The sequence below is a fragment of the Sanguibacter keddieii DSM 10542 genome, from assembly GCF_000024925.1.
Lineage (GTDB): Bacteria > Actinomycetota > Actinomycetes > Actinomycetales > Cellulomonadaceae > Sanguibacter > Sanguibacter keddieii.
This window is the reverse complement of sequence record NC_013521.1, coordinates 3510655-3533079: the sequence shown is the minus strand read 5'-3', so window position 1 is coordinate 3533079 and position 22425 is coordinate 3510655. Positions and strand designations below refer to the sequence as shown.

General features: G+C 73.0%; 17 protein-coding genes and 1 tRNA gene. 10 read left to right on the top strand and 8 right to left on the bottom strand.

Going from position 1 to position 22425, the window contains the following annotated elements; translation table 11 throughout:
- Positions 1-141: 141 nt before the first annotated feature.
- From SKED_RS15580 to otsA, 3 genes are all read right to left on the bottom strand, one after another.
- The gene (locus tag SKED_RS15580; RefSeq protein ID WP_012868136.1) at positions 142-1272 is read right to left on the bottom strand and encodes an ABC transporter ATP-binding protein; all 1131 of its coding nucleotides are present in this window, start codon (positions 1270-1272) and stop codon (positions 142-144) included.
- A gap of 258 nt (positions 1273-1530) precedes the next feature.
- Positions 1531-2358, bottom strand: coding sequence for a trehalose-phosphatase (gene otsB, locus SKED_RS15575; RefSeq protein ID WP_042439470.1), 828 nt, complete (start codon positions 2356-2358; stop codon positions 1531-1533).
- A 2-nt stretch (positions 2359-2360) separates the two neighbouring features.
- Positions 2361-3860: an alpha,alpha-trehalose-phosphate synthase (UDP-forming) gene (gene otsA / locus SKED_RS15570; protein WP_012868134.1), complete on the bottom strand. Its 1500-nt coding sequence runs from the start codon at positions 3858-3860 to the stop codon at positions 2361-2363.
- Between the two features lie 100 nt (positions 3861-3960).
- On the opposite strand from otsA, the gene SKED_RS20555 reads away from it, so the two are divergent.
- The 4 genes from SKED_RS20555 to SKED_RS15550 all read left to right on the top strand — a co-directional run bounded on the left by SKED_RS20555 (position 3961) and on the right by SKED_RS15550 (position 8052).
- Positions 3961-5892 carry a serine/threonine-protein kinase gene (locus SKED_RS20555; protein ID WP_012868133.1) on the top strand — a complete coding sequence of 644 codons (1932 nt, stop codon included), beginning with the start codon at positions 3961-3963 and terminating at the stop codon, positions 5890-5892.
- A gap of 72 nt (positions 5893-5964) precedes the next feature.
- On the top strand, positions 5965-6798 hold the full coding sequence (locus tag SKED_RS15560; protein WP_012868132.1) for a DsbA family protein: 834 nt from the start codon (positions 5965-5967) through the stop codon (positions 6796-6798).
- 160 nt (positions 6799-6958) lie between these two features.
- Positions 6959-7031 (top strand) — tRNA-Thr (locus tag SKED_RS15555).
- Between the two features lie 190 nt (positions 7032-7221).
- Positions 7222-8052, top strand: a complete 831-nt coding sequence (locus tag SKED_RS15550; RefSeq protein ID WP_012868131.1) for a thioredoxin domain-containing protein — start codon at positions 7222-7224, stop codon at positions 8050-8052.
- Between the two features lie 156 nt (positions 8053-8208).
- Here SKED_RS15550 and SKED_RS15545 read toward each other — a convergent pair whose 3' ends face one another.
- Both SKED_RS15545 and SKED_RS15540 read right to left on the bottom strand, forming a co-directional pair.
- A complete protein-coding gene (locus SKED_RS15545) occupies positions 8209-9189 on the bottom strand; it encodes an SGNH/GDSL hydrolase family protein (protein ID WP_012868130.1) in 981 nt (326 codons plus the stop codon).
- 77 nt (positions 9190-9266) lie between these two features.
- A complete protein-coding gene (locus SKED_RS15540; RefSeq protein ID WP_012868129.1) occupies positions 9267-10046 on the bottom strand; it encodes a uracil-DNA glycosylase in 780 nt (259 codons plus the stop codon).
- A gap of 235 nt (positions 10047-10281) precedes the next feature.
- On the opposite strand from SKED_RS15540, the gene SKED_RS15535 reads away from it, so the two are divergent.
- The 3 genes from SKED_RS15535 to SKED_RS15525 are packed head-to-tail and all read left to right on the top strand — an operon-like array spanning position 10282 to position 12858.
- Positions 10282-10656: a DUF3263 domain-containing protein gene (locus SKED_RS15535; protein WP_012868128.1), complete on the top strand. Its 375-nt coding sequence runs from the start codon at positions 10282-10284 to the stop codon at positions 10654-10656.
- A 58-nt stretch (positions 10657-10714) separates the two neighbouring features.
- Positions 10715-11335 carry a LytR C-terminal domain-containing protein gene (locus tag SKED_RS15530; RefSeq protein ID WP_012868127.1) on the top strand — a complete coding sequence of 207 codons (621 nt, stop codon included), beginning with the start codon at positions 10715-10717 and terminating at the stop codon, positions 11333-11335.
- An 11-nt stretch (positions 11336-11346) separates the two neighbouring features.
- The gene (locus tag SKED_RS15525; RefSeq protein ID WP_012868126.1) at positions 11347-12858 is read left to right on the top strand and encodes a phytoene desaturase family protein; all 1512 of its coding nucleotides are present in this window, start codon (positions 11347-11349) and stop codon (positions 12856-12858) included.
- Positions 12859-12951: 93 nt separating this feature from the next.
- Here SKED_RS15525 and SKED_RS15520 read toward each other — a convergent pair whose 3' ends face one another.
- The gene (locus SKED_RS15520) at positions 12952-14601 is read right to left on the bottom strand and encodes a glycoside hydrolase family 15 protein (protein ID WP_012868125.1); all 1650 of its coding nucleotides are present in this window, start codon (positions 14599-14601) and stop codon (positions 12952-12954) included.
- 295 nt (positions 14602-14896) lie between these two features.
- On the opposite strand from SKED_RS15520, the gene groL reads away from it, so the two are divergent.
- Positions 14897-16531, top strand: a complete 1635-nt coding sequence (gene groL, locus SKED_RS15515) for a chaperonin GroEL (protein WP_012868124.1) — start codon at positions 14897-14899, stop codon at positions 16529-16531.
- Between the two features lie 266 nt (positions 16532-16797).
- On the opposite strand, the gene SKED_RS15510 is transcribed toward groL, so the two are convergent.
- Positions 16798-18453 (bottom strand): HNH endonuclease signature motif containing protein, encoded by a 1656-nt coding sequence (locus SKED_RS15510; RefSeq protein ID WP_012868123.1) that lies wholly within the window; start codon positions 18451-18453, stop codon positions 16798-16800.
- A 299-nt stretch (positions 18454-18752) separates the two neighbouring features.
- Positions 18753-19895, bottom strand: coding sequence for an ROK family transcriptional regulator (locus tag SKED_RS15505; RefSeq protein ID WP_012868122.1), 1143 nt, complete (start codon positions 19893-19895; stop codon positions 18753-18755).
- 17 nt (positions 19896-19912) lie between these two features.
- Here SKED_RS15505 and SKED_RS20090 point away from each other — a divergent pair, with 17 nt between their 5' ends.
- Complete coding sequence (locus SKED_RS20090) at positions 19913-20119, top strand: hypothetical protein (RefSeq protein ID WP_012868121.1); 207 nt, start codon at positions 19913-19915, stop codon at positions 20117-20119.
- A gap of 153 nt (positions 20120-20272) precedes the next feature.
- Positions 20273-22399: an alpha-galactosidase gene (locus SKED_RS15495; RefSeq protein WP_042438134.1), complete on the top strand. Its 2127-nt coding sequence runs from the start codon at positions 20273-20275 to the stop codon at positions 22397-22399.
- Positions 22400-22425 lie beyond the last annotated feature (26 nt).

Sequence of the window (22425 nt, the reverse complement as noted above, 5' to 3'; positions counted from 1 at the left end):
ACCAGCCAGTGGACCACAGGTGGGGCCACGGACGAAGCGCGACAGGGCGAGACGATGAGCACACGGGCGGTCACCGTGCGCGGGGAGTACGACGGAGGGCGGGCACAGGCCGTGTGGCCCGTACCCGCCCTCCGTGTCACGTCACTGGCTGGAGAGGCGCAGGCCCGTGCTGGGCGAGAAGACGTGCTCCTGGCCCTGACGGATGGAGACGTAGATGCGCTCGCCCTTGGCGGGTGCGGTGCGCGGGTTGATGCGGACGATGACCTCGTGGTCGCCGGCACCGGCGGACGAGAGGTCGGCGCCTGCGAGGTCGCCCTTGAGGGTGCCGTAGACGAACGCGTCGGAGCCGAGCTCCTCGACGATGTTGACCTGGACCTCGAGCGCGGCCGGGTCGGTCTCGCTGACGATGTCGAGGGCCTCGGGGCGGAACCCGAGGGTGACCTTGCCCTTGTCGTCGGCGGTGAGGCCGGCGGCTGCCTCGCGGGACAGCGGGATGCGCGCCTTGCCGATCTGCGCGATGCCGTCGGAGACCGTGAAGGTACCGAGGTTCATGGCGGGGGAGCCGATGAAGCCGGCGACGAACACGTTCTTCGGGGAGTCGTACATCTCGCGGGGCGTGCCGACCTGCTGGAGGAGGCCGTCCTTGAGGACAGCGATGCGGTCACCCATGGTGAGCGCCTCGGTCTGGTCGTGCGTGACGTAGACGGTCGTGACGCCGAGGCGGCGCTGGAGCGACGCGATCTGCGTACGGGTCTGGACGCGGAGCTTGGCGTCGAGGTTCGACAGCGGCTCGTCCATGAGGAACACCTGCGGCTGGCGCACGATGGCACGGCCCATGGCGACGCGCTGACGCTGACCGCCCGAGAGGGCCTTCGGCTTGCGGTCGAGGTACTCGGTGAGGTCGAGGATCTTCGCGGCCTCTTCGACACGGCTGCGGATCTCGGCTTTCGGCTTGCCGGCGATCTTGAGCGCGAAGCCCATGTTGTCGGCGACCGACATGTGCGGGTACAGCGCGTAGTTCTGGAACACCATCGCGATGTCGCGGTCCTTGGGCTGCACGTCGGTGACGTCGCGGTCACCGATGAGGATGCGGCCGGCGTTGACGTCCTCGAGGCCGGCGAGCATGCGCAGCGAGGTGGACTTGCCACAGCCCGAGGGTCCGACGAGGACGAGGAACTCGCCGTCCTCGACGTGGAGGTCGAGCTGGTCCACCGCAGGGCGCTCGGTCCCGGGGTAGATGCGGCTCGCGTGGTCGTAAGTGACAGTTGCCATGGCGATACAGCCCTTCACCGGCAGGTACGTGCCGGACGATCCGTTGTGAAAGGTGTCAGAAGCGTCTTCGCTGACACAGCCCCGCACCAGCGATGGTGTGAGCCAGGACTCATCCTGCCACACAAATCGTGGGCTGGTGTCTCGATCTGGTCTCGGTCGTCGGCGGCGCCGCAGGCACCTCAGGGGCACCGGCAGCACCGCCCACGAGCACTCAGGAGACGCGTCGGACGACGAGTCGGCAGACGCGTCGGGAGAAGCTCAGGCGAGCAGCCGCGCGACCTCGGCGAGCACGGCCGCGGCGTCTTCGACAGTGTCGACCCGGAACCGGGCGACGGTCTCGCCCGGCCCGACCTTGACGGTCACGTCGGTCGACGAGAGCGCCTCGAAGGCGCGCTCGTCGGTGACGTCGTCGCCGAGGTAGAGGACCGCGGCCGCGTCGAGCTCGTCACGCAGGCGGACGAGCGCGACGCCCTTCGAGGTGTCGACCACGGCGATCTCGACGACGTCCTTGCCGGTCATCGTGTGGGCGTCGTGCTGGGCCCCGAGCGCACGGGCCGCGTCTCCGGCGCGCGCAGCCCGGTCCGGCTCCGCGCGTCGGGTGTGCAGGACCGCGGCGGAGGGCTTGTCCTCGACCCAGGCGCCCTCGGCGTCGTGGGCGATCGCCTCGAGGCCGCTGCGCACGGCGTCGAGCCTGCTGCGCTCGTCGTCGGTGAGGGCGAAGGGGTGCCCCTCGACCGTGGTGCTGGCTGGCTCGTCTCCGTCGTCCCGGCCGGCTGTGCCCACGACGACACCCTGCTCGGCGCCGTGGCTGCCGACCAGCTCGGTGCCCAGCGGCGCCCGGGAGAGCGTCGCGAGGGTCTCGAGGTCGCGTCCCGACACCAGGGCGAGCCGGACGTCGGAGGCGGGCAGCGTCGCGAGCCGCCCGAGGGCCTCGGTGGCCTCCGGGGTGGGGGCCGAGGCCGACGGGTCGTCGACCAGCGGCGAGAGGACGCCGTCGAAGTCGCTCGCGACGAGCACCGGGTGCCCGGGTGAGCGGCCGGCCACGAAGGTGGCCAGCGCGTCGGTGAGGTCGGGGGAGAGGGGCATCGTCATCCTCGGTCGTGGGACGCGAGGTCCCGTCGGTGCGCGGCTGCGGTCGCGTCGCCGCGTGCGTCGTCGGAGCCGGTCTGGTCGCCGGCCTGCGGGATGGCGAGCGTCGTGAGGAACCGGCTCGACCACTTGGCGACGTCGTCGGTGAGGACCTTGCGGCGCAGGCGTCGCATGCGCTTGCGCTGCTCCTTGGGGTCCATGGTCGCGGCACGCAGGATCGCGTCCTTCATGCCGTCGATGTCGTGCGGGTTGACCAGCACCGCGCCCGAGAGCTCGTCGGCCGCCCCGGTGAACTCCGAGAGCACGAGGACGCCGGCGTCGTCGGAGCGGGCCGCGACGTACTCCTTGGCGACGAGGTTCATGCCGTCGCGCAGCGAGGTGACGAGCATGACGTCGGCCGCGAGGTACAGGGCCGCCATCTCCTCGGGAGGGTAGGAGTGGTGCAGGTAGTGGATGGCGCTGTGGCCGATCTCGCCGTACTCGCCGTTGATGCGACCGACGAGGACCTCGACGTGCTCGCGCAGCTCCTGGTAGGCGCCGACGTTCTCGCGGCTCGGGCTCGCGACCTGGACGAGGGTGCACTCGGCCGGGTCGAGGCTGCCGTCCTGCAGCAGCTCGCCGTAGGCCTTGATGCGGTGGCGGATGCCCTTGGTGTAGTCGAGACGGTCGACGCCGAGCATGACGATCTTCGGGTCGCCGAGGTCCTTGCGGATCTCTTTCGCGCGGGCCTGCACCTCGGGGGTGCGGGCCAGCTCGTCGAACCGCTTGGAGTCGATCGAGATGGGGAACGGCGCCGCGCGCACGGCCCGCGCGGGCAGGTCGCCGTCGGCGGGCACCTGGATCATCTGCCCGCGCGTGGTGAGGTCCGTCAGACGGCGGACCGCGCGCGAGAAGTTCGCGGCGTCGCCGGCGCGCTGGAAGCCGATGAGGTCGGCACCCAGCAGGCCCTCGACGACCTGGCGGCGCCAGGGGAGCTGCTGGAAGATCTCGAGCGGCGGGAACGGGATGTGGTCGAAGAACCCGATCTTGAGGTCGGGCCGGAGACGGCGGAGCATGCCCGGGACCAGCTGGAGCTGGTAGTCCTGCACCCAGACCATGGCGCCGTCGGCGGCTTGCTCGGCCGCGGCCTCGGCGAAGCGCTGGTTCACCTTGCGGTAGGTGTCCCACCACTGCCGGTGGAACGCGGGCGGCGCGATGACGTCGTGGTACAGCGGCCACAGGGTGTCGTTGGAGAAGCCCTCGTAATAGCGCTCGACCTCGCCAGCGCTGAGGGTCACGGGCACGAGGCGCATGTCGTCGGCGTCGAAGGGGTCGGCCTCGAGGCCCGGCGAGCCGGCCCAGCCGACCCAGGCGCCGTCGGCGCTCTGCATGACGGGCTCGAGGGCCGTGACCAGGCCACCAGGGGATCTCTGCCAGCTGACGGTGCCGTCGTCGGCCACGGACATGTCTACGGGGAGGCGGTTCGCCACGACGACGAGGTTGAAGCCATCTTTACCCATGCATGATCAACTCCTTGGAATGTGGTCCAAGGGTATAGACACTGTGCGCGCGGTGCTGGATGAGCCCGTGTGAGGCTCCTCTCCAGCGTACGGTAGCCCGATGGAGCGGATCGGACTAGAGCCCGGCACAGAGGTCGGCGGGTACCGGATCGTGTCGCCCCTCGGGGCGGGCGCGATGGGCGCGGTGTACCGCGCCGTGGACGGCGACGGCAACGTCGTCGCCTTCAAGGTCCTCCACGCGCACGTCGCGGCCGACGCAGACATGCGCGCCCGGCTGGGCCGGGAGATCGCGGCGCTGCGGCGCGTCGACCACCCGGCGGTCGCGCACCTGCTCGACGCCGAGCCCGACGCCTCCGAGATGTTCATCGTCACCGAGCTCGTCGACGGGCCGACCCTCGAGGCCGAGATCGCCGACGGCGGCCCGCTCGGGCCGACCGACCTCTACGAGCTCGCCGACCAGCTGGCCGACGCGCTCGTCGCGGTCCACGGCGCCGGTGTGATCCACCGCGACCTCAAGCCGAGCAACGTGCTCATCAGCCCCGAGGGCCCTGTCCTCATCGACTTCGGCATCGCGCACGGCCTCGAGGACGCCCGCATGACCTCGGTCGGGTTCGTCATGGGGACGCCGGGGTACCTGGCGCCCGAGCTCATCGACCGCGGCGACCCGTCGCCCGCGAGCGACTGGTGGGGCTGGGCGGCCATGCTCGTGTACGCGGCGACCGGCCGGGCGCCCTTCGGCGTCCGCCCCCTCGACGCGGTGATCGCCCGCGCCCACTCGGGCGACCCCGACACCGCCGGGCTCGGACCCGTCACCACCGCCGCGCTGCGCGGCGCCCTCGACGCCAACCCGTCACGGCGCTGGTCGGCCGAGCGCGTCGTCGAGGCGCTGCGGGTGGCCGCCGACCGCGGCGACGTCCCCGGCACCAGCTGGTCGGGCCTGGGCGGCTACGGCTCGCTCGCCGCAGGGACCGCAGCAGCGGGAGCGGCCGCCGCCGCGGCCGCGCACCCCGGCGCGACGAGCCTCGTGAAGGACGCCCCGCAGGGCACGGAGGTCGTCGGTCCCGACCACTCCGGGTACGGCCGCGGGTCCGACCACGGTTACCCGGCCTCCCCGCAGGAGGACGGCACGCAGGTCGCAGCGTGGGGAGCGGCCGGCGGCGCCGGGACGGGGACCTCCGTCATGCCCGCCTACCAGTCGCCCGACCGGCAGCAGCCCCAGCAGATGCCACCGTCCTACGGGCCGGGCCACGCTGGCCCGCACAGCCAGCCAGGCGCGTACGACCAGCAGGGGCGCTACGACCAGCCCGGTCCCGGCGAGCAGCCCTACCAGCCCGGCCCACCGGCCGGCTTCGACCCCGTCCTCCCCGGCTACCAGCAGGGTGGTGAGCGCGGCTACGTGCCGCCGCCGGTGCCGCACCGCACCCTCGCGGTGCTGGCGCTCGCGGTGCCCTTCGTCATCGCCGGCGCGACCTTCCCGGGCCGCACGCTCGTCGCGCTCCTCGTCGCGGTGGTGCTGTGCCGCGTCGTCGGGATCAGCCACTCGAGCCTGCACGGACGGCGTGCGCAACGTGGTGTCCGTGGTTCTGACGGTGTCCAGGCGGTGCTCCGCGGGCCGTGGCACGTGGTGCGAGCGCTGCTCACCACGATCCCGTCCCTGCTCGTCGCGGCGAGCGCCGTCGTCGTGCTGTGCGGCCCCGTGTGGTGGCTGCTGCAGACCGACCGGCTGGTCATCGGGTCGAACGGCTCAGGCGGAGGGACGGCGCCCGACGGCGGGAACGAGCCGTGGGTCTACGCGATCGTGCTCGGTGTCGCCGCGTTCCTCACAGCGGTGCTCCTGTGGTTCGGGCCGGTGACGTCGCTCGCCCGGCACGGCGCCCGCGTCGCGCTCAACGTGGTGGCCCCCGGATGGGTCGGCACGCTCGTCCTCGTGCTGCTCGCCGCGCTGGCCTCCTGGCTGTTCCTGGGGGCGGTGCTCGACGGGCGCGTCGTCGAGTGGTCGCCCCTTCAGCCGCCGCCCAGATTCGATCGGTAGTCTCGGCAGAGCCCGCAGCCCCAGCGGTCTGCGAGACCCCCCGTCCCCCAGCAGCGTCCGAGAGCCCCAGGCATGGTCACCACACACCCCCCACGGTCGCCGGCCGACCGTCGCGCCGCAGCGCGCGCCCAGGCCGAGCAGACCACAGCAGAGCAGGCGCGACGCCGGCGACGGACCCGCACCGCCGTCGGTGCCGCGGTGCTCGCCGCCGTGCTGCTCGTGGGTGCCGTGGTGTGGTTCGTGCTGAGCCGCGGCGGCTCCGAGGTCGAGGGCATCTCGCAGCTGCCCGACGGCATCGACGTGCCGTCGGTGTCCGACGACCACGGCGGCATCAGCTTCGGGGCGTCCGGCGAGGCCGGGTCGACCTCGGGCGACGACGCCGTGCGGGTCGACCTCTACGTGGACTTCCTCTGCCCCGGGTGCGGTGCGTTCGAGGACGTCAACGGCGCGGACCTCGAGGCGCTGCGCGCGGACGGCACGGCGACCGTCGTGCTGCACACCATCAGCTTCCTCGACGGCCGGTCCGACGGGTCGAGCTACTCGACCCGGGCTGCCGCGGCGTTCTCCTACGTCGCGGAGGAGGCGCCGGAGGCCGCCTACGACTTCCAGGTCGCGCTGTTCGACCACCAGCCCGTCGAGGGCGAGCCCGCGCCGGACGACGCCCGGCTCGAGCAGATCGCCGAGGAGGCCGGCGTCCCGGCGACCGTCGCCGACGGCATCTCGGACCAGCGGTACCGCGACTTCGTCGGGGCGCTCACGCAGGTCGCGTTCGGCGACCCGGACCTCCTCGACGACCAGGGACGCTTCACGACGCCGACGGTCCTCGTGGACGGCACCGTGTTCGCCGGAGACTGGAGCGCCCCCGGTGCGCTGCGCGCGGCGGTGGAGGCGGCAGCGGCCTCCTGACGAGGCGGCGGCGTCCTGACGAGGCGGTGGCCGCGCTCTGACGAGGCGACGTCTTCTCGACGGGGCGACGACGTCTCGGGGATCCAGGGTGCGAGCCCTCGGGTTCAGCCTCCGCAGACGACCGGGTAGAGTGTCGCACCGCACGGGTGCGCCCGCGCGTGCCGCCTTAGCTCAGCTGGTAGAGCATCCGCCTTGTAAGCGGAAGGTCGTCGGTTCGAACCCGACAGGCGGCTCCGTCCTTGCCCGGCAGTCTCGCCTGCCGGCGCCCCGCGGTCTCACCCGCCCCCCGGCCCGCGCCGCCCCCAGCGCCCCGCCCGCCTCCGGTAGCGTCGTGCCCACACCTCCCGCGTATCCAGCATCTGTCCAGGATCGCGCCGTACTCTCCTCACGCCGACCCTCATCTGACGAATGGTTCCGAAACTCATGGTCACCAAGCCCCCGCAGTCGCCCAAGGCCGACCGCCGCGAAGCTGCGCGCGCCCAGGCGCTCAAGCTCCAGCAGGAGCAGCTGCGACGCGAGAAGCGCACCCGCATCACGATCCTGGCCTCGGTCGTCGCCGGGCTCATCGTCGTGGGCCTCGTCGCGTTCTTCATCCTCCAGTCCCAGGAGGACGACTTCGCGGGCGCCCAGTCGATCCCCGCGGACGTCGAGCAGCCCGCGACCGCGAACGCCGAGGGTGGCGTGACCTTCGGCGTCGACGGCGTCGCCGGCACCACGTCGGGTGACGACGCGGTGAACGTCGACGTGTACCTCGACTACATGTGCCCCATCTGCGGTCAGTTCGAGGACACGAACCAGCAGGCCCTCGACGAGCTGCGCGAGGCGGGCGACATCACGCTCACCGTCCACGCGATCTCGATCCTCGACCGCGTGTCGCAGGGGTCGGCGTACTCCACCCGCTCGGCCCAGGCCTTCGCCTTCATCGCGGACCGTGCCCCCGAGCAGGCGCTCGCCTTCAACGAGGCGCTCTTCGCCCAGCAGCCCACCGAGAACACCGCGGGCCTGACCGACGACCAGCTCGTGTCGATCGCCGAGAGCGTCGGCGTCCCGACCGACGTCGCGGCGCAGATCCCCGACCTCACCTTCAAGCAGTTCGTCCAGGCCAAGACGCAGGTCGCGCTCGCGGACCCGGACCTCAAGAACGCTCAGGGCAGCTTCGGCACCCCGACGATCCTCATCGACGGCGCACCGATCACCTCGAACTGGACCGTCCCCGGCAACCTCACCGCGGAGATCCAGGCCGCCAAGGGCTGACCCCCGCGCTGACGGACGTCGTCGGCTGCGAGCCAGGAGGACCCCGACCGATGGTCGGGGTCCTCCTGCGTCTCCTGACCAGCTCTCCTCAGACCACTGGGACGAGCGCGGGGTCCTCCTGCGTCTCCAGCCCAGCTCTGCTCAGACCACCCCTGCTCAGACCACCGGCACCAGCTCGGGGTACTTGGCGCTGCGGCTGTCGCCCGAGGACTGGCGGCGCAGCCGCCGTGAGGCCCACGGCCCGACGTGCTCCCGCAGCCAGTGGGCGTTCTCGCGGACCCACTCGACGCGGGGCACCGGGGGCAGCGGGGTGAGCGGGTCGTCCCAGCCGGCGTCGTCGACGGCCTGTCCGAGCCCGACGAGGGCGGCCTGGCTCACCCTGCGGTGACCGTCGGTGGTGAGGTGGATGCGGTCGTCGGCCCACATGCGCCAGTCGTGGAGCGAGCGCATGCCCCAGAGGTCGACGACGTAGGCGCCGTGCCGGTGGGCGATCGACCAGAGGTGGGAGTTGAGGATCCCGGCGCGCCCGCGCGTCATGCCGACGAGCGGGCTCGTCGACGCGTCGAAGCCGGTGCTGAGCAGCACGTCCGCCCCGGTGGCCCGGGCCTGGACGACGGCGTCCTCGATGCTCCGTGCCAGCCGGTCGATGTCGACCGAGGGGCGCAGGATGTCGTTGCCCCCGCCGACGATGCTCACGAGGTCGGGTGCCATGCCGAGTGCCACGGGCAGCTGGTCGTCGAGGATGGAGCGCAGCTGCTTGCCACGGATGGCGAGGTTGGCGTAGAGCAGCGGGTCCTTGCCGGCGTCGATCCGGCGGTGGGACAGGGACCGGGCGAGCAGGTCGGCCCAGCCACGGCACTGGTCGGCCTCGCCCGGCTCCCGGTCCCAGAGCCCCTCGGTGAAGGAGTCGCCGATCGCGACGTAGCTCGCCCACGGCCCGGGCGCGGGCAGGTGCTCGGAGCCCTCGGAGGGCTGTGCACTCTGGGAGGTCGAGCTGCCTCCAGAGTGCTGGGACCTCTCGGACGGTCCGGGTGCCCCGTCCGGGGTGCTCGGCGCCGGGGTGGTGGTCGAGATGCTGGCGTCCTGGGGAGCGCCGTGCTCGGTTGCGGTGTCGTCGTGAGTGTCGTCGTGAGTCACGTGTCCATCTTGTACCCGCGGGGTGCGCTGGCGCTCCTGCCTGTCTCCGTGGAGCGCGCCGGCGCTCCTGCCGCTCCTCAGAAGAGCGCGTCGTCCGAGGCGGGCAGCGACCAGTCGACGGGGCTGGCTCCCTGCGCGACGAGGAGGTCGTTGACCGCCGAGAACGGGTGCGAGCCGAAGAACCCGCGGCGTGCTGACAGCGGGCTGGGGTGCGCCGACTCCACGACGGGCACGTCGCCGAGGGCGGGCCGGAGCGTGGCCGCGTCTCGTCCCCAGAGGACGGCGACGAGCGGACCGCCGCGCTCGACGAGCGCCTGGATGGCACGGTCGGTCACCTGCTCCCAGCCCCGACGGCGGTGCGACCCCGCGTCGCCGGCGGCGACGGTGAGCACCCGGTTGCAGAGCATGACGCCCTGACGCGACCACGGGGAGAGGTCGCCGGTCGCGGGGGCCGGCAGCCCCAGGTCGTCGTGGAGCTCGGTGACGATGTTGGCCAGCGACCGTGGGAGTGGGCGGACGTGCGGCTGGACGGAGAAGGACAGCCCCATGGCGTGGCCGGGGGTGGGGTAGGGGTCCTGCCCGACCACGAGCACCTTGACGTCGGCGAGAGGCTCACGGAAGGCCCGCATGACGTCCTCGCGGGCCGGGAGGACGTCGCCGGGCGCCGCACTCGCGAGGAGCTCGTCGTCGAGGCGGTCGACGACCTCGGCGACGGGGCGAAGGGCGAGGGCCCAGTCCGGGGCCACGTCGTCGAGCAGGCTGCGCCGGTGCGCGGAGGGGCTGAGGGCCGCGGTCTCGCCGTGGTGGGTGTCGTGGTCGGTGTCGTGGTGCGCGCCGTCGTGCGGGTCGTGGGCCATGGGTTCGAGCCTGTCATCCCAGGGCGTCGCCTCGCCACCCAGACCTCGCCGAGGGCCGGCTCCCCGGTCGGTCTCGGGGCCGCCCGGGTGAATGACAGCCATGTCATTCGCGCGTACGATCGGTGGCGGCGCAGAGCGTAGAGAGACCGCGCAGAGCGAGGCAGACCGCAGAGCGCGACAGGCTGCGGGGCGAGACCTGCTGCGGGGCGAGACCGACAGGGCGAGGAGCGGACCGATGATCGAAGCAGTACCCGACATCGACGAGACGACGGACGGCGCGACCGGCGCTGCCGTCACGAGCCCTGGCTCCGAGCAGCCCTCCACCGCCGGCGCAGAGCCCACCACCGACGAGCAGCCCACGCACCCCGGCCTGACCGAGCGTGACGCCGCGGTCCTCGACTTCGAGAAGCAGTGGTGGAAGTACGCCGGGGCCAAGGAGCAGGCCGTCCGTGAGCTCTTCGGGCTGTCGGCCACGCAGTACTACCAGGTGCTCAACACCCTCATCGACTCGCCCGCGGCGCTCGCGGCCGAGCCGATGCTCGTCAAGCGGCTCCGGCGGATGCGGGCGTCGCGCCAGCGCGAGCGGACGCAGCGCCGCAGCCAGGTCTGACCAGGACCTGCACGTCTGCCTGCCGGACGTCGCCACCGGCCTCGGTTAGCCTTGCTCGGTGAGCAAGTACCCCGAAGACGAGTTCGACCAGATCGACGAGCTCGGCCTGCCCGCCGGCGTCCACCGGACGCCGCGGTCGGCCTGGAGCAAGATCGCGCCCTTCGTCGTCGTCGTCGTGCTGTGCGCGGCGCTCGCCGTCACCGCCGTCTACGTCATGGCCCGCACCCCGGGTTCGCCGCTCGAGGCGGTGACGTCGCCGAGCGCCTCGGCCGACGCGGGCGAGGGAGAGGGTGACCCCGGCACCGAGGAGGGTGAGGCGCCCGTCGAGGGTGAGGCCCCTGTCGAGGGCGAGGCGCCGGTCGAGGAGCCCGCTCCGGAGGAGCCTGCTCCAGAGGCCCCGGTCGTCGACACGGCGGTCGCCGTCCGCGTGCTCAACGGCACCGGCCGGTCGGGTGTCGCCGCCACCGCTGCGGACGCGCTCACGGCGTCCGGCTGGAGCGACGTGTCGGCCGACAACTACACGGGCGAGCCGCTCAACGCGACGGTCGTCTGGTACCAGACCGAGGACCTCGCCGACGAGGCGCTCGCCGTCGCAGCGGTCCTCGAGATCCCTGCCGAGCAGGTGACGCTCGTGCCTGAGCTGCGCGGCCCGCTCTCGGTGATCCTCGCCGGGTCCTGAGGGCTGGTGACATGAGCGGGCACGACGTGGTGGTCGTCGGCTCGGGGCCCAACGGCCTCGCCGCCGCGGTCACCCTCGCCCGCGCCGGCCTGGGCGTGCTGGTCCTCGAGGCCCAGCCGGAGGCCGGCGGGGGAGCCCGGACGCTCCCGCTCCCCGGGTCGGAGACCGGGCTGGTCCACGACGTCTGCTCGGCGGTCCACCCGATGGCGGCCGCGTCGCCGTTCTTCAGGTCCTTCGACCTCGCGGCGCGCGGTGTCGAGCTCGTCGAGCCGCCGGTGCAGTTCGCGCACCCGCTCGACGGAGGCCGCGCGGGCCTCGCCTACCGGGACGCCGCCCGGACCGCGGCGGGGCTGGGCGTCGACGGCCAGGCCTGGCTCGACCTCGTCGGGCGGCTGGCCGCAGACCCGGACGCGCTCCTGGGTGCGGGGCTCGGCGACCGTCGCAGCATCCCGCCGGAGGCGTGGAAGAGCGTCTCGGGGCTGCTGACGACGGCCCGGTTCGGCCTCGGGGTGATCGAGCAGGGGACGAGGCTGTGGGACCGCCGCTTCGAGGGAGACGTGGCGCCCGCGCTCCTCACCGGGGTGGCCGCGCACTCGATCACGCCGCTGCCGACCCTCGCCGCGGCCGGGACGGCCCTCATGCTCGCCTCGCTCGCGCACTCCCACGGGTGGCCGCTGCCCCGGGGTGGGTCGGGTGCGATCACCCGCGCTCTGCTCGACGACCTGGAGGCGCACGGCGGCCAGGTGCGGACCGGGGTCCGGGTGGGCTCGACCGCCGACCTCCCGCCGGCGCGCGCCTACGTCTTCGACACCTCTCCGCTGGCGGCTGCCGAGATCCTCGGCAGCCACCTGCCGCAGCGCGCTGACAGGGCGCTGCGCAGGTTCCGCTACGGCGACGCGGCGGCGAAGGTCGACTTCGTGCTCGACGGTCCGGTGCCCTGGGCGAACGCCGAGGTCGGCCAGGCCGGCACCGTGCACCTCGGCGGCAGCAGGGCGCAGCTGGTCGAGGCCGAGAAGGCCGTCGCGGCGGGACGGCACGCCGAGCACCCGCTCGTGCTCGTGAGCGACCCGGTGGTCGTCGACCCGGACCGTGAGGTCGGCGGCCTGCGGCCGCTGTGGACCTACGCCCACGTCCCGGCAGGGTCGACCGTGGACCCCACCGAGGCGGTGACCGCGCAGCTCGAGCGTTTCGCGCCGGGCTTCCGCGACGTCGTCGTGTCGTCGCGGTCGACCCCGGCCTCCCAGATGTCGGAGCACGACGAGAACTACGTCGGTGGGGACATCGCCGCGGGTGCGGTGACGATGTGGCAGATGGTCGCCCGCCCGTCGCTACGACCGTCCCCCTGGTCGACCGGTGCTGACGGGGTGTACCTGTGCTCGTCGTCGACGCCGCCCGGTCCGGGCGTGCACGGCATGGCCGGGTGGTTCGCCGCACGCCAGGTGCTGCGGGACCGGTTCGGGCGACGGGAGATGCCTGATCTCGGGCCCACCGCCGGACAGCGCACGGGCATCGGGAGGGGCTGAGAAGACCTCGCCGGCAGGGTTGAGCAGACGACACCGAGAGAGGCTGAGCAGCCGACGCCGAGAGGGTCTGATAAGACCTGGGAGCGCCGCCGGTCAGCCCTCGTGTCCCTCGTCGCCCTCGTCCCGCTCGTGTCCCTCGTCCCCCTGGTCGCTCTCGTCGCTCTCGTCCGGCACCGTCGCACCTTCCTCGTCCGAGCCTGTCGTCTCGTCGAGCAGCACCAGCGCGAGCAGGACGTTCGCGCTGGACCACCCGAGGGGCGCGAGCTGTGCGGGAGCGCCGTCGGCGAGCACCTTCTCGGGGATGGACCCGAGGGTCGTGCGGTGGTCGTCGAGCCAGGAGAGCCAGCGCTCGGCGCCGTCGACGTCGTCGATCCCTGCGGACGCGAGCCCGGCCGAGGCGAGGGCGAAGACGCTCGTGGTGGGCGTCCACGAGATCCCGTCTCGCTTCCAGCTGGTCCCCGGCGCGAGGCCGCCGCCCGGGCGTCCCATCTGCGCGGGCGCTGCGGCCCACGCGTCGAGGACGCCGCGGGGGACGCCGTCGGCGGGGGCCGGGAGGAACGGTGGGAGGAGGAACGCGACGGCGGTGTCGACGCTGGACCCGCCGAGGAACCGGCCGTAGCCGGGCGAGAACTCCTCGTGCACGAGGGTGTCGAAGGTCTGGGCGACGGCGGCGACCTCCTCGGCGCGGGCGGGGGAGTCGAGGGCCTGCAGGGCGACCGGGGCGGCGGTGAGCGCCATGAGGAGCGGGGCGCTGGTCCCCAGGGTCTGCTGGCTCGTCCGCACCTCCCAGTAGTCGGGGGAGGGCGGTGGCAGGCGAGTGCCGTCGTCGGTGAGCGCGAGGACGTGCTCGACGCTGCGGTCGACGAGGGGCTGCAGGTCGAGGGCTGCGGCGCGGCGGTCCGTCGGGTCGTCGATCTCGGCGAGCACGGAGGCGGCAGCCCAGAGCGTCCAGCCGGTCGCGTCGGTCTGGACACCACGGTCGTCGGGCGGACCCGACCCGTCGGGCAGGTACCGGGCCTGGAACGACCCGTCGGGCGCCTGGACCCGCTGGAGGAAGTCGAGCACGCGGAGCGCCTCGTCGACGTGCCCGGTGCGGGCGAGCGCGAGGGCGACGAAGGCGTTGTCACGCGGCCAGGCGTAGCGCCAGTTGGGCGACCACCCGGCGACGACCGCGCCGTCGTCGAGGGTGAGGGCCCGGATGTCGAGCAGCGCCGACACGGCCATGTCCTCGTAGCGGGTGCCCGTGCCGGGGACCGTGCCTGACGCCAGCCAGTCGCGGGACTCCTGGGCGGCGTCGAGCTGCTCCGGGGTCGCGTCGTCGGGGTCGAGGACCGCGACGCGGCTGCCGGGGAGGAACTGCACGTCTGCCCCGGGCGGGACCGGGGTGCGGGTGCCGTCCGGTGCGACCGAGATGCCGGCGGAGGAGAGGGGGACGTCGGCGTCTGGCGTGCTGAAGGGCCAGAGGTCGAGGGCTCGACCGGTGCCGGTGAGCGAGAGGACCACGACGAGCACGATGACGGCGGCGGCCGCGCGGGGAGGTCTCCGGACGGGACCGTCAGGCGTGCGGGCAGGGCCGTCGGGCGTGCGGTCGGGACCGTCAGGCTCGAGCACCGCTGCCGGCTGCGAGGTCGAGGGCCCGCAGGGCTCGGGCCGGTCGGTGTCCTCGCCGGGTGCGGCCGGTCGGGTGACGTCGCGGGGCTCGGGCGTCCGGGCGGTCGAGGCATCGGCGGGGTTCGCTGGCATCGCGCACCACTCTAACGACCGCGCGCGGGACCGGGATCGTGGCAGCGGTCGTCGTCGCGGCGGCAGGTTCCGCCACCGGCGTACCGGGAGGGCCTGCGGCGGGCCCGTCCGCCCTTGCACTCTCGGGGGGAGAGTGCCAATAATGGCGTTAGCACTCTCGCTAGGAGAGTGACAGAAGCATCGGTCGCTCGATGAGGCCCTGAGGCTACGGCGTGACATGAACGCCGCAGCCCGAGGTCGTCCGTCGCGGGCATCGTCCGGCCACCACACGCCACCAGCGGAGGATCACACCCCAATGGCAAAGATCATTGCCTTCAACGAGGAGGCCCGTCGCGGCATGGAGCGTGGACTCAACGTCCTCGCCGACACCGTGAAGGTCACGCTCGGCCCCAAGGGTCGCAACGTCGTCCTCGACAAGAAGTGGGGCGCGCCCACCATCACTAACGATGGTGTGAGCATCGCCAAGGAGATCGACCTCGAGGACCCGTTCGAGCGCATCGGTGCCGAGCTCGTCAAGGAGGTCGCCAAGAAGACCGACGACGTCGCTGGCGACGGAACCACCACCGCCACCGTCCTCGCCCAGGCGCTCGTGCGCGAGGGCCTGCGCAACGTCGCAGCCGGCTCGAACCCGATCGCGCTCAAGCGCGGCATCGAGAAGGCCGTCGAGGCTGTCATCGAGCAGCTCCTCGTCGCCGCGAAGGACATCGAGACCAAGGAAGAGATCGCGGCCACCGCTGCCATCTCGGCCGGTGACAGCGCGATCGGCGAGCTCATCGCCGAGGCGCTCGACAAGGTCGGCAAGGAAGGTGTCATCACCGTCGAGGAGTCGAACACCTTCGGCCTCGAGCTCGAGCTCACCGAGGGCATGCGCTTCGACAAGGGCTTCCTCGCCCGCTACTTCGAGACCGATGCCGAGCGTCAGGAAGCGGTCCTCGAGGACCCGTACGTCCTGATCGTCGAGTCGAAGATCTCGAACGTCAAGGACCTCCTGCCGCTGCTCGACCAGGTCATGAAGGCCGGTCGCTCGCTGCTCATCATCGCCGAGGACGTCGAGGGCGAGGCTCTTGCGACCCTCGTGCTCAACAAGATCCGTGGCACCTTCAAGTCCGTCGCCGTCAAGGCTCCGGGCTTCGGCGACCGCCGCAAGGCCATCCTCCAGGACATCGCGATCCTCACCGGTGGCCAGGTCATCTCCGAGACTGTCGGCCTCAAGCTCGAGACCGCCACGCTCGACCTGCTCGGCCAGGCCCGCAAGGTCGTCGTCACGAAGGACGAGACGACCATCGTCGAGGGCTCCGGCGACGTCGACCAGATCGCCGGTCGCGTCAAGCAGATCCGTTCCGAGATCGAGAAGTCGGACTCCGACTACGACCGCGAGAAGCTCCAGGAGCGCCTCGCGAAGCTCGCCGGTGGTGTCGCGGTCATCAAGGCCGGCGCCGCCACGGAGGTCGAGCTCAAGGAGCGCAAGCACCGCATCGAGGACGCCGTGCGCAACGCCAAGGCAGCCGTCGAAGAGGGCATCGTCGCCGGTGGTGGCGTCGCTCTCATCCAGGCTGGCAAGGTCGCGTTCGAGACTGCCGCTCTCGTCGCCCTCGAGGGTGACGAGGCGACCGGTGCGAACATCGTCCGCGCCTCGATCGACGCTCCGCTCAAGCAGATCGCGATCAACGCCGGGCTCGAGGGTGGAGTCGTGGCCGAGAAGGTCCGCAACCTCCCCTCCGGCCAGGGCCTCAACGCCGCGACCGGCGTGTACGAGGACCTGCTCGCGGCTGGTGTCAACGACCCGGTCAAGGTGACGCGCTCTGCTCTGCAGAACGCTGCCTCGATCGCGGCGCTGTTCCTCACCACCGAGGCAGTCGTGGCCGACAAGCCCGAGAAGGCTCCGGCCATGCCGGGCGGCGACGGCGGCATGGGCGGCATGGACTTCTGATCCACGCCTGACCCAGCAGCACCTGGGTGAGCGTGCACCGCACGCCTGCTCGCACGACAGCGGCCCCCACCTCTCGAGGTGGGGGCCGCTGCTGCGTCTGGAGGAGAAGTCGCCGAGGGGACCCGCGTGGTGGTGCTGGGCGGGTTGGAGACGCGTGGTCAGAGGGGGCGGAGGTCGGTCATGCGCGGGTACCGCGGGTGGGCTGCAGGTGACGGCCGCGCGCCGACGAGACCCGCACGCTGCTGTGCGGATCGACGACGTGCGCCTCAGAAGGGTGGGAGCTCCGGGAAGGCAGGGACCGCGGCAGCGGGGTCGCGCGCCGGGTGCCCGGGAGGTGTCGCGGGGAGCGCGAGGGCCGGGCGTGCGTCGTAGACGCGTCCGGCCGGGGAGGTCCACCGGAGGTCCGCCTCGTGGGAGGTGCCCCGCGCGCCGCCAGGAGCGGAGACCTGAGCTGGACCCTGCACGGAGACCGGCGCGGTGGCGTGCCCGGTGACCTGGGCGGAGACCGGCGTGTCGTCCGGGGCCGCTCGGTCGGGCCCCGTCGGTGGGTGGGCGACGACTCTCTCGACCGTCCACCCTGTCTCGTGCTTGAGGCGGTGGTGGTGGCGGCAGAGGTGGACGAGGTTCTCGTGGTCGGTCGTGCCGCCGCGGTGCCACGGCACCAGGTGGTCGATGTCGCACCGCTGCGCCCGGCGGGCGCATCCCGGGAACCGGCACGTCTCGTCACGCAGCCGCAGCCAGGTCTTGAGGTCTGCGGGGACGGCGTACCGGTCGCGGCCCACGGACAGCACGACGCCGGTCTCGGGGTGCGTGAGCACGCGTGCGAAGGAGGGGGCGCGCGCGGCGAGCTCGCGCGCGGTGGCCGGGTCGACAGGGCCGTAGCCCTCCAGGTGCCCCGGCTCGTCACCGTGACCCAGCAGTGTCAGCACAGGGACGGTGACCGCGACCGTCGGGACGACGCCGCGGAGGGACTGCCCTGCCGGTACGCCGCGCCCCCAGGGGTCTTCCGGCCGAGCACCCGACGCCCGGTCGCCTCGTGGTTCGACGGGAGGAGCTCCTGCTGCGCCTGCCATGGATGCGGGTGCCGTGACCGTCGGGGCCTCCACGGCGCACGTGTCGTCGAGCATCAGCGCGGTGAAGGCGTCGGCCCGCAGCTGTGCCAGGGTACGGGGCTCGTCGGGGCCCTGGAGGGCCACCGAGATGTCGGTGAGGCGGTTGAAGATCGCGGTGGCCTGGGTCGCCGGGAGGTACTGGTGGAGCCACATCATCCCGTCGCGCGCGGGCTCGACCTGGACCTGACGGTCTAGGAGCTTCTCGCGGTGGCGCTCCTGCAGCGGTCGGGGGTGCGTCCTCTCGCGCTCACGGCGGGCGAACCTGCGCAGGTCGGAGACCGTCGACATCGTCGCCCTCTCGAGCAGGCGAGCCTCGAGGGCCGCCCGGTCGGGACCGTCCAGGGCTACGGTGTGCTCGACGACGACCTCCGTGTGCCGCACGGTGACGTCGCCGCGCTCGAGCGCCCCGAGAGTGGTCGGGAGGTCGTGGACGAGCGTCCGGGCATGCTCGACGATCCCTCGTGCGGTGATCTCCGGCGTCCTCAGCGCGCAGCCGACCTCAGACACGAGGGCGCGGTCGGCGAGGTCCCGGGCGACGCGCAGCTCGGCGCGAGCGCGAGGGTCCCCGAGGTCGGCGGTCGGGGCGCCCGGGGCCAGGTGGGCGAGCGACCCGGCAGCCCACTCCCGCGCAGCCTCGACCGCACGCAGACGCCGGGCCTGTGCGGCGGCGATCGCACGGTCGGCACGGACGACCTCGTCGAGCAGCTCGCCCAGGACCTCGTCCCGCGCAGCCGACCACCGGCGCGCAGCCGACCACCGGTGCGTGGTCGACGACGCACCGTCGCTGTGGTCCCGCTGCCTCGAACTCATGTTCGAAGCCTACTGATACCCACCGACATCCGGCGCAAGCCGACTTCTCACGCGGATCGTTATCAACCGGCCCCGCCCGCCGACCCCGACTTCCGCCCCCGACCTCCGCCGCGGACCGACGTGCGCCGCTGACCGGCATGAACCGCACATCGGCGCCCGCCGCGGACCGACGCCCACCGCAGGCCGACGCCCACCGCACATCGGCGCCCGCCGCATACAGCCGTCCTCCGCGGACCGACGCTCGCCGACGCCCGCCGACGCCCGCCGTCGCGCGGTGACCCGACGCGCCGTGCCAGCCGTCAGGTACCGAGCACCCCGAAGCTGCTCTGGATGGCGACGGCCGCCGCGCCCCGCGCCCAGGGGACGAACCCACTGTCGTCGACCACCAGCCGCACGGGGCCGCCGTCGGGGTCGCGGTCGGCCGCGATCGCGGCCTCGAGCTCGGCGGCGCGGCCCTCGACGAGGCCGACACCCTCGCCGGCGAGCACCACGGTGCTCACCAGGGCGATGTTGGTGATGGCGGCGATGAGCCGACCGAGGGACCGCACGGCGCTCCCCACGACCTCGCGGGCCACCGGGTGGTCCTGCGCGGCGAGGAGCAGCACCTCGTCGTAGGTGACCTGCCGAGCCAGTGCGACGGACACCTGGGCGCACATGCTCCCGGTGGTGAGCATCGCCGTCGAGCACCCTCGGTGGCCGTCCATGCACAGCGGGCCGGTCGGGTCGAGCGGGAAGTGCCCGAGCAGGCCGAACCCGACGTCGGCCGTGCGGACCACGTGGTCGTTGACCACGAGCCCGTAGCCGACACCGGCGCCGATGGTCAGCACGGCGAAGTCGGTCGAGCCGCGCCCCGCCCCGAACCAGTGCTCGGCGGCGGTGAGCGCGACGACGTCGTTCTCGACGGTCGTCGGGATCCCGAGGCGGTCGACGAGCGCGCTGCGCAGGTCGACGTCGCGCCACCCGAGGAACGGTGCGCGGTCCACGACGCCGTCCGACACGTTCCCGCCGAGGCTCACGCCGATCCCGTCGAAGCCCGCCGGGCCGCCGAGGGCCCCGACGACCCGCTCGATCGCGTCGAGGACCCCGTCGAGCGTGGTCGACGCGAGGTCGGACGACGCGGACCCGGTCTGGTCGGCGCGCAGGTCGGTGCTGACGCCGAGCGCCGCCTCGCCGGTGAGCTTGATGCCGACGAACCGTCGTGCGTCGACCCGGACGTCGAGCGGCTTGACCGGGCGGCCGACCGCTCCGTCGGACACCTCGGGCCCCTCGACGAGGATCCCGCTGTCGAGGAACGTCCGGCTGAGTCGGGTGAGGCTCGCGGGGGACAGGCCCAGGCGGCGTGACAGCTCGGTGCGGCTGATCGGCCCGTGGACGAGGACCTCGCGGGCGAGGTCGCGCGCCGAGTCGGTGACGGGTGAGCCCCCGTGCCCAGCCTCGCTCATCTGATGGTCCCCTCGTCATGGTGCTGGTGCTGGTGCTGGTGCTGGTGCTGGTGCTGGTGCTGGTGCTGGCGCTGGCGCTGGTGCTGGTGCTGGTGCTGGTCACGGACGACGTCCGCACGGCCGTCGACATCGCCGTCGACGTCCGCGTCGTCGTCCGTACCCGCTGCTCGTGCCCGCGAGTCAACCTACCCGGCACCGGCCCAGGACGGCTCTGGACGACGTAATAACTTCTGCGAGTGTACTAACTGCGACGGTGTTGCGCGTCTGTGTCCCACAGCAACGCCGACGATATGCCACCAACGCGCCAGTCGATCAATCCAAGGCCACCCACCCACACCCCTTGACACCACCGGTTGCTTCCGTCTAGAAAGTAACCCATGCAACGACGCGTGATCCACCTCCGCAACGGAGGCACCAGCCTGGTCATCGACCCGACCACCCCGGGCCTCCCGACGATCGTCCACTGGGGGCACGACCTGGGCGACGCCGCCCAGGCGGACCTCGACGGGCTCGCCCTCGCCGCCGAGCCGCAGCGTGTCTCGGGCGGCCTCGACGTCCCGGCCCGTCTCACGCTCCTCCCGCTCGACGCCGCCGGGTGGCTCGGCACCCCGGGGCTCGAGGGGCATCGCAGCGGGCGCGTCTTCTCCCCGTCCTTCGCCCTCTCCACGGTCGAGCACGGGCCGAGCACCGCGACGATCACGGCGGTCGACGACCACGGCGCCCTCACCCTCGTCGTCGAGCTCGAGGTCTCCGACGCCGGGCTCGTCCGGCAGCGGCTCTCGCTCACCAACACCGGTCCGGACGACTACTCGCTGCTCGCGCTCGCCGCGACCTTCCCCCTCCCGGCGCAAGCCACCGAGATCATGGACACCACGGGCCGGCACCTGCGCGAGCGCAGCCCGCAGCGGCGGGCCCTCACCGTCGGCACCCACCTCCGCGAGAGCCGCAAGGGCCGCCCCGGCGCGGACGCCACGCTGCTCCTCGCCGCAGGCACCCCTGGGTTCGGCTTCGAGCGGGGCCAGGTGCACGCCGTGCACGTCGCCTGGAGCGGCAACCACCGCCTGGCCGCGGAGCGCACGGTGACGGCCGAGTCGGCGCTCACCGCAGGAGAGCTGCTCGCCCCGGGCGAGGTCGACCTCGCCCCGGGCGCCACCTACTCCACCCCGTGGGTGCTCGGGTCCTGGGGCGACGGCCTCACCGAGCTCTCGGCGCGCTTCCACACCGAGCTCCGCAGCCGTCCGCGGCACCCGCAGCGCCCGCGCCCGGTCACCCTCAACACCTGGGAGGCCGTGTACTTCGACCACGACCTCGCCACCCTCACGGCCCTCGCCGAGCGAGCCGCCGCGGTCGGGGTCGAGCGCTTCGTCCTCGACGACGGCTGGTTCCTCGGCCGGCGCGACGACACCGCAGGCCTCGGCGACTGGACCGTCGACCCCGCCGTCTGGCCCCATGGGCTCACGCCGCTCGTGGAGACCGTCACCGGCCTCGGGATGGAGTTCGGGCTCTGGGTCGAGCCCGAGATGGTCAACCTCGACTCGGACCTCGCCCGCGCCCACCCGGGCTGGATCCTCCAGCCGGGTGGCCGCCTGCCCGTCGAAGGGCGTCAGCAGCACGTCCTCAACCTCGCCGACCCCGACGCCTACGCCCACGTCTTCGAGAGCCTCGACGCGCTCCTCGTCGAGCACCCCATCAGCTACCTCAAGTGGGACCACAACCGCGAGCTGACCAGCGCCGGCGACGCCCGCACCGGTCGCGCGACCGTCCACGAGCACACCCTCGCGCTCTACCGGCTCCTCGACGAGCTGCACGCGCGCCACCCCGCGCTCGAGATCGAGTCCTGCGCCTCGGGTGGGGCCCGCGTCGACCTCGGCATCCTCGAGCGCACCGACCGCGTCTGGACGAGCGACTGCATCGACCCCCTCGAGCGCCTCGACAACCAGCGGTACACCGGGCTCCTCGTCCCGCCCGAGCTCCTCGGCGCGCACGTCGGCGGCCCGCGGTCCCACTCGACGCACCGCACCCACGACCTCGACCTGCGCGCCGGGGTCGCGTTCTTCGGGCACCTCGGGATCGAGTGGGACCTCACCACCGTCGACGACGACCAGCTCGCCGCGCTCGGCCGGTGGGTCGAGGCCCACAAGCAGGCACGCGACCTCCTGCACACGGGACGCGTCGTGCACGCCGACCTGCCCGTCGCGACGGCCGACCTGCGCGGCGTCGTCGCGCAGGACCGTTCCCGCGCGCTCTACGCCTACACCCAGACCGCCACGAGCCTCACCTACCCGGCCGGACGGGTCCACCTGCCCGGCCTCGACCCCGACGCCAGCTACCGGGTGCGGCTCGCCGCACCCACCGCGGCCCTCGCCGGACCGGGCCAGTCGCCCCTCCGCTGGGCGTCCGACGGCGCCCGGTCCACCGGACGTGCCCTCGGCACGACCGGCATCCAGGCCCCCGTGCTCTACCCCGAGGAGCTCGTGCTCCTCGAGGCGACAGTCATCGGCTGACGTCAGCACCTGCTGACCGGCCGCAC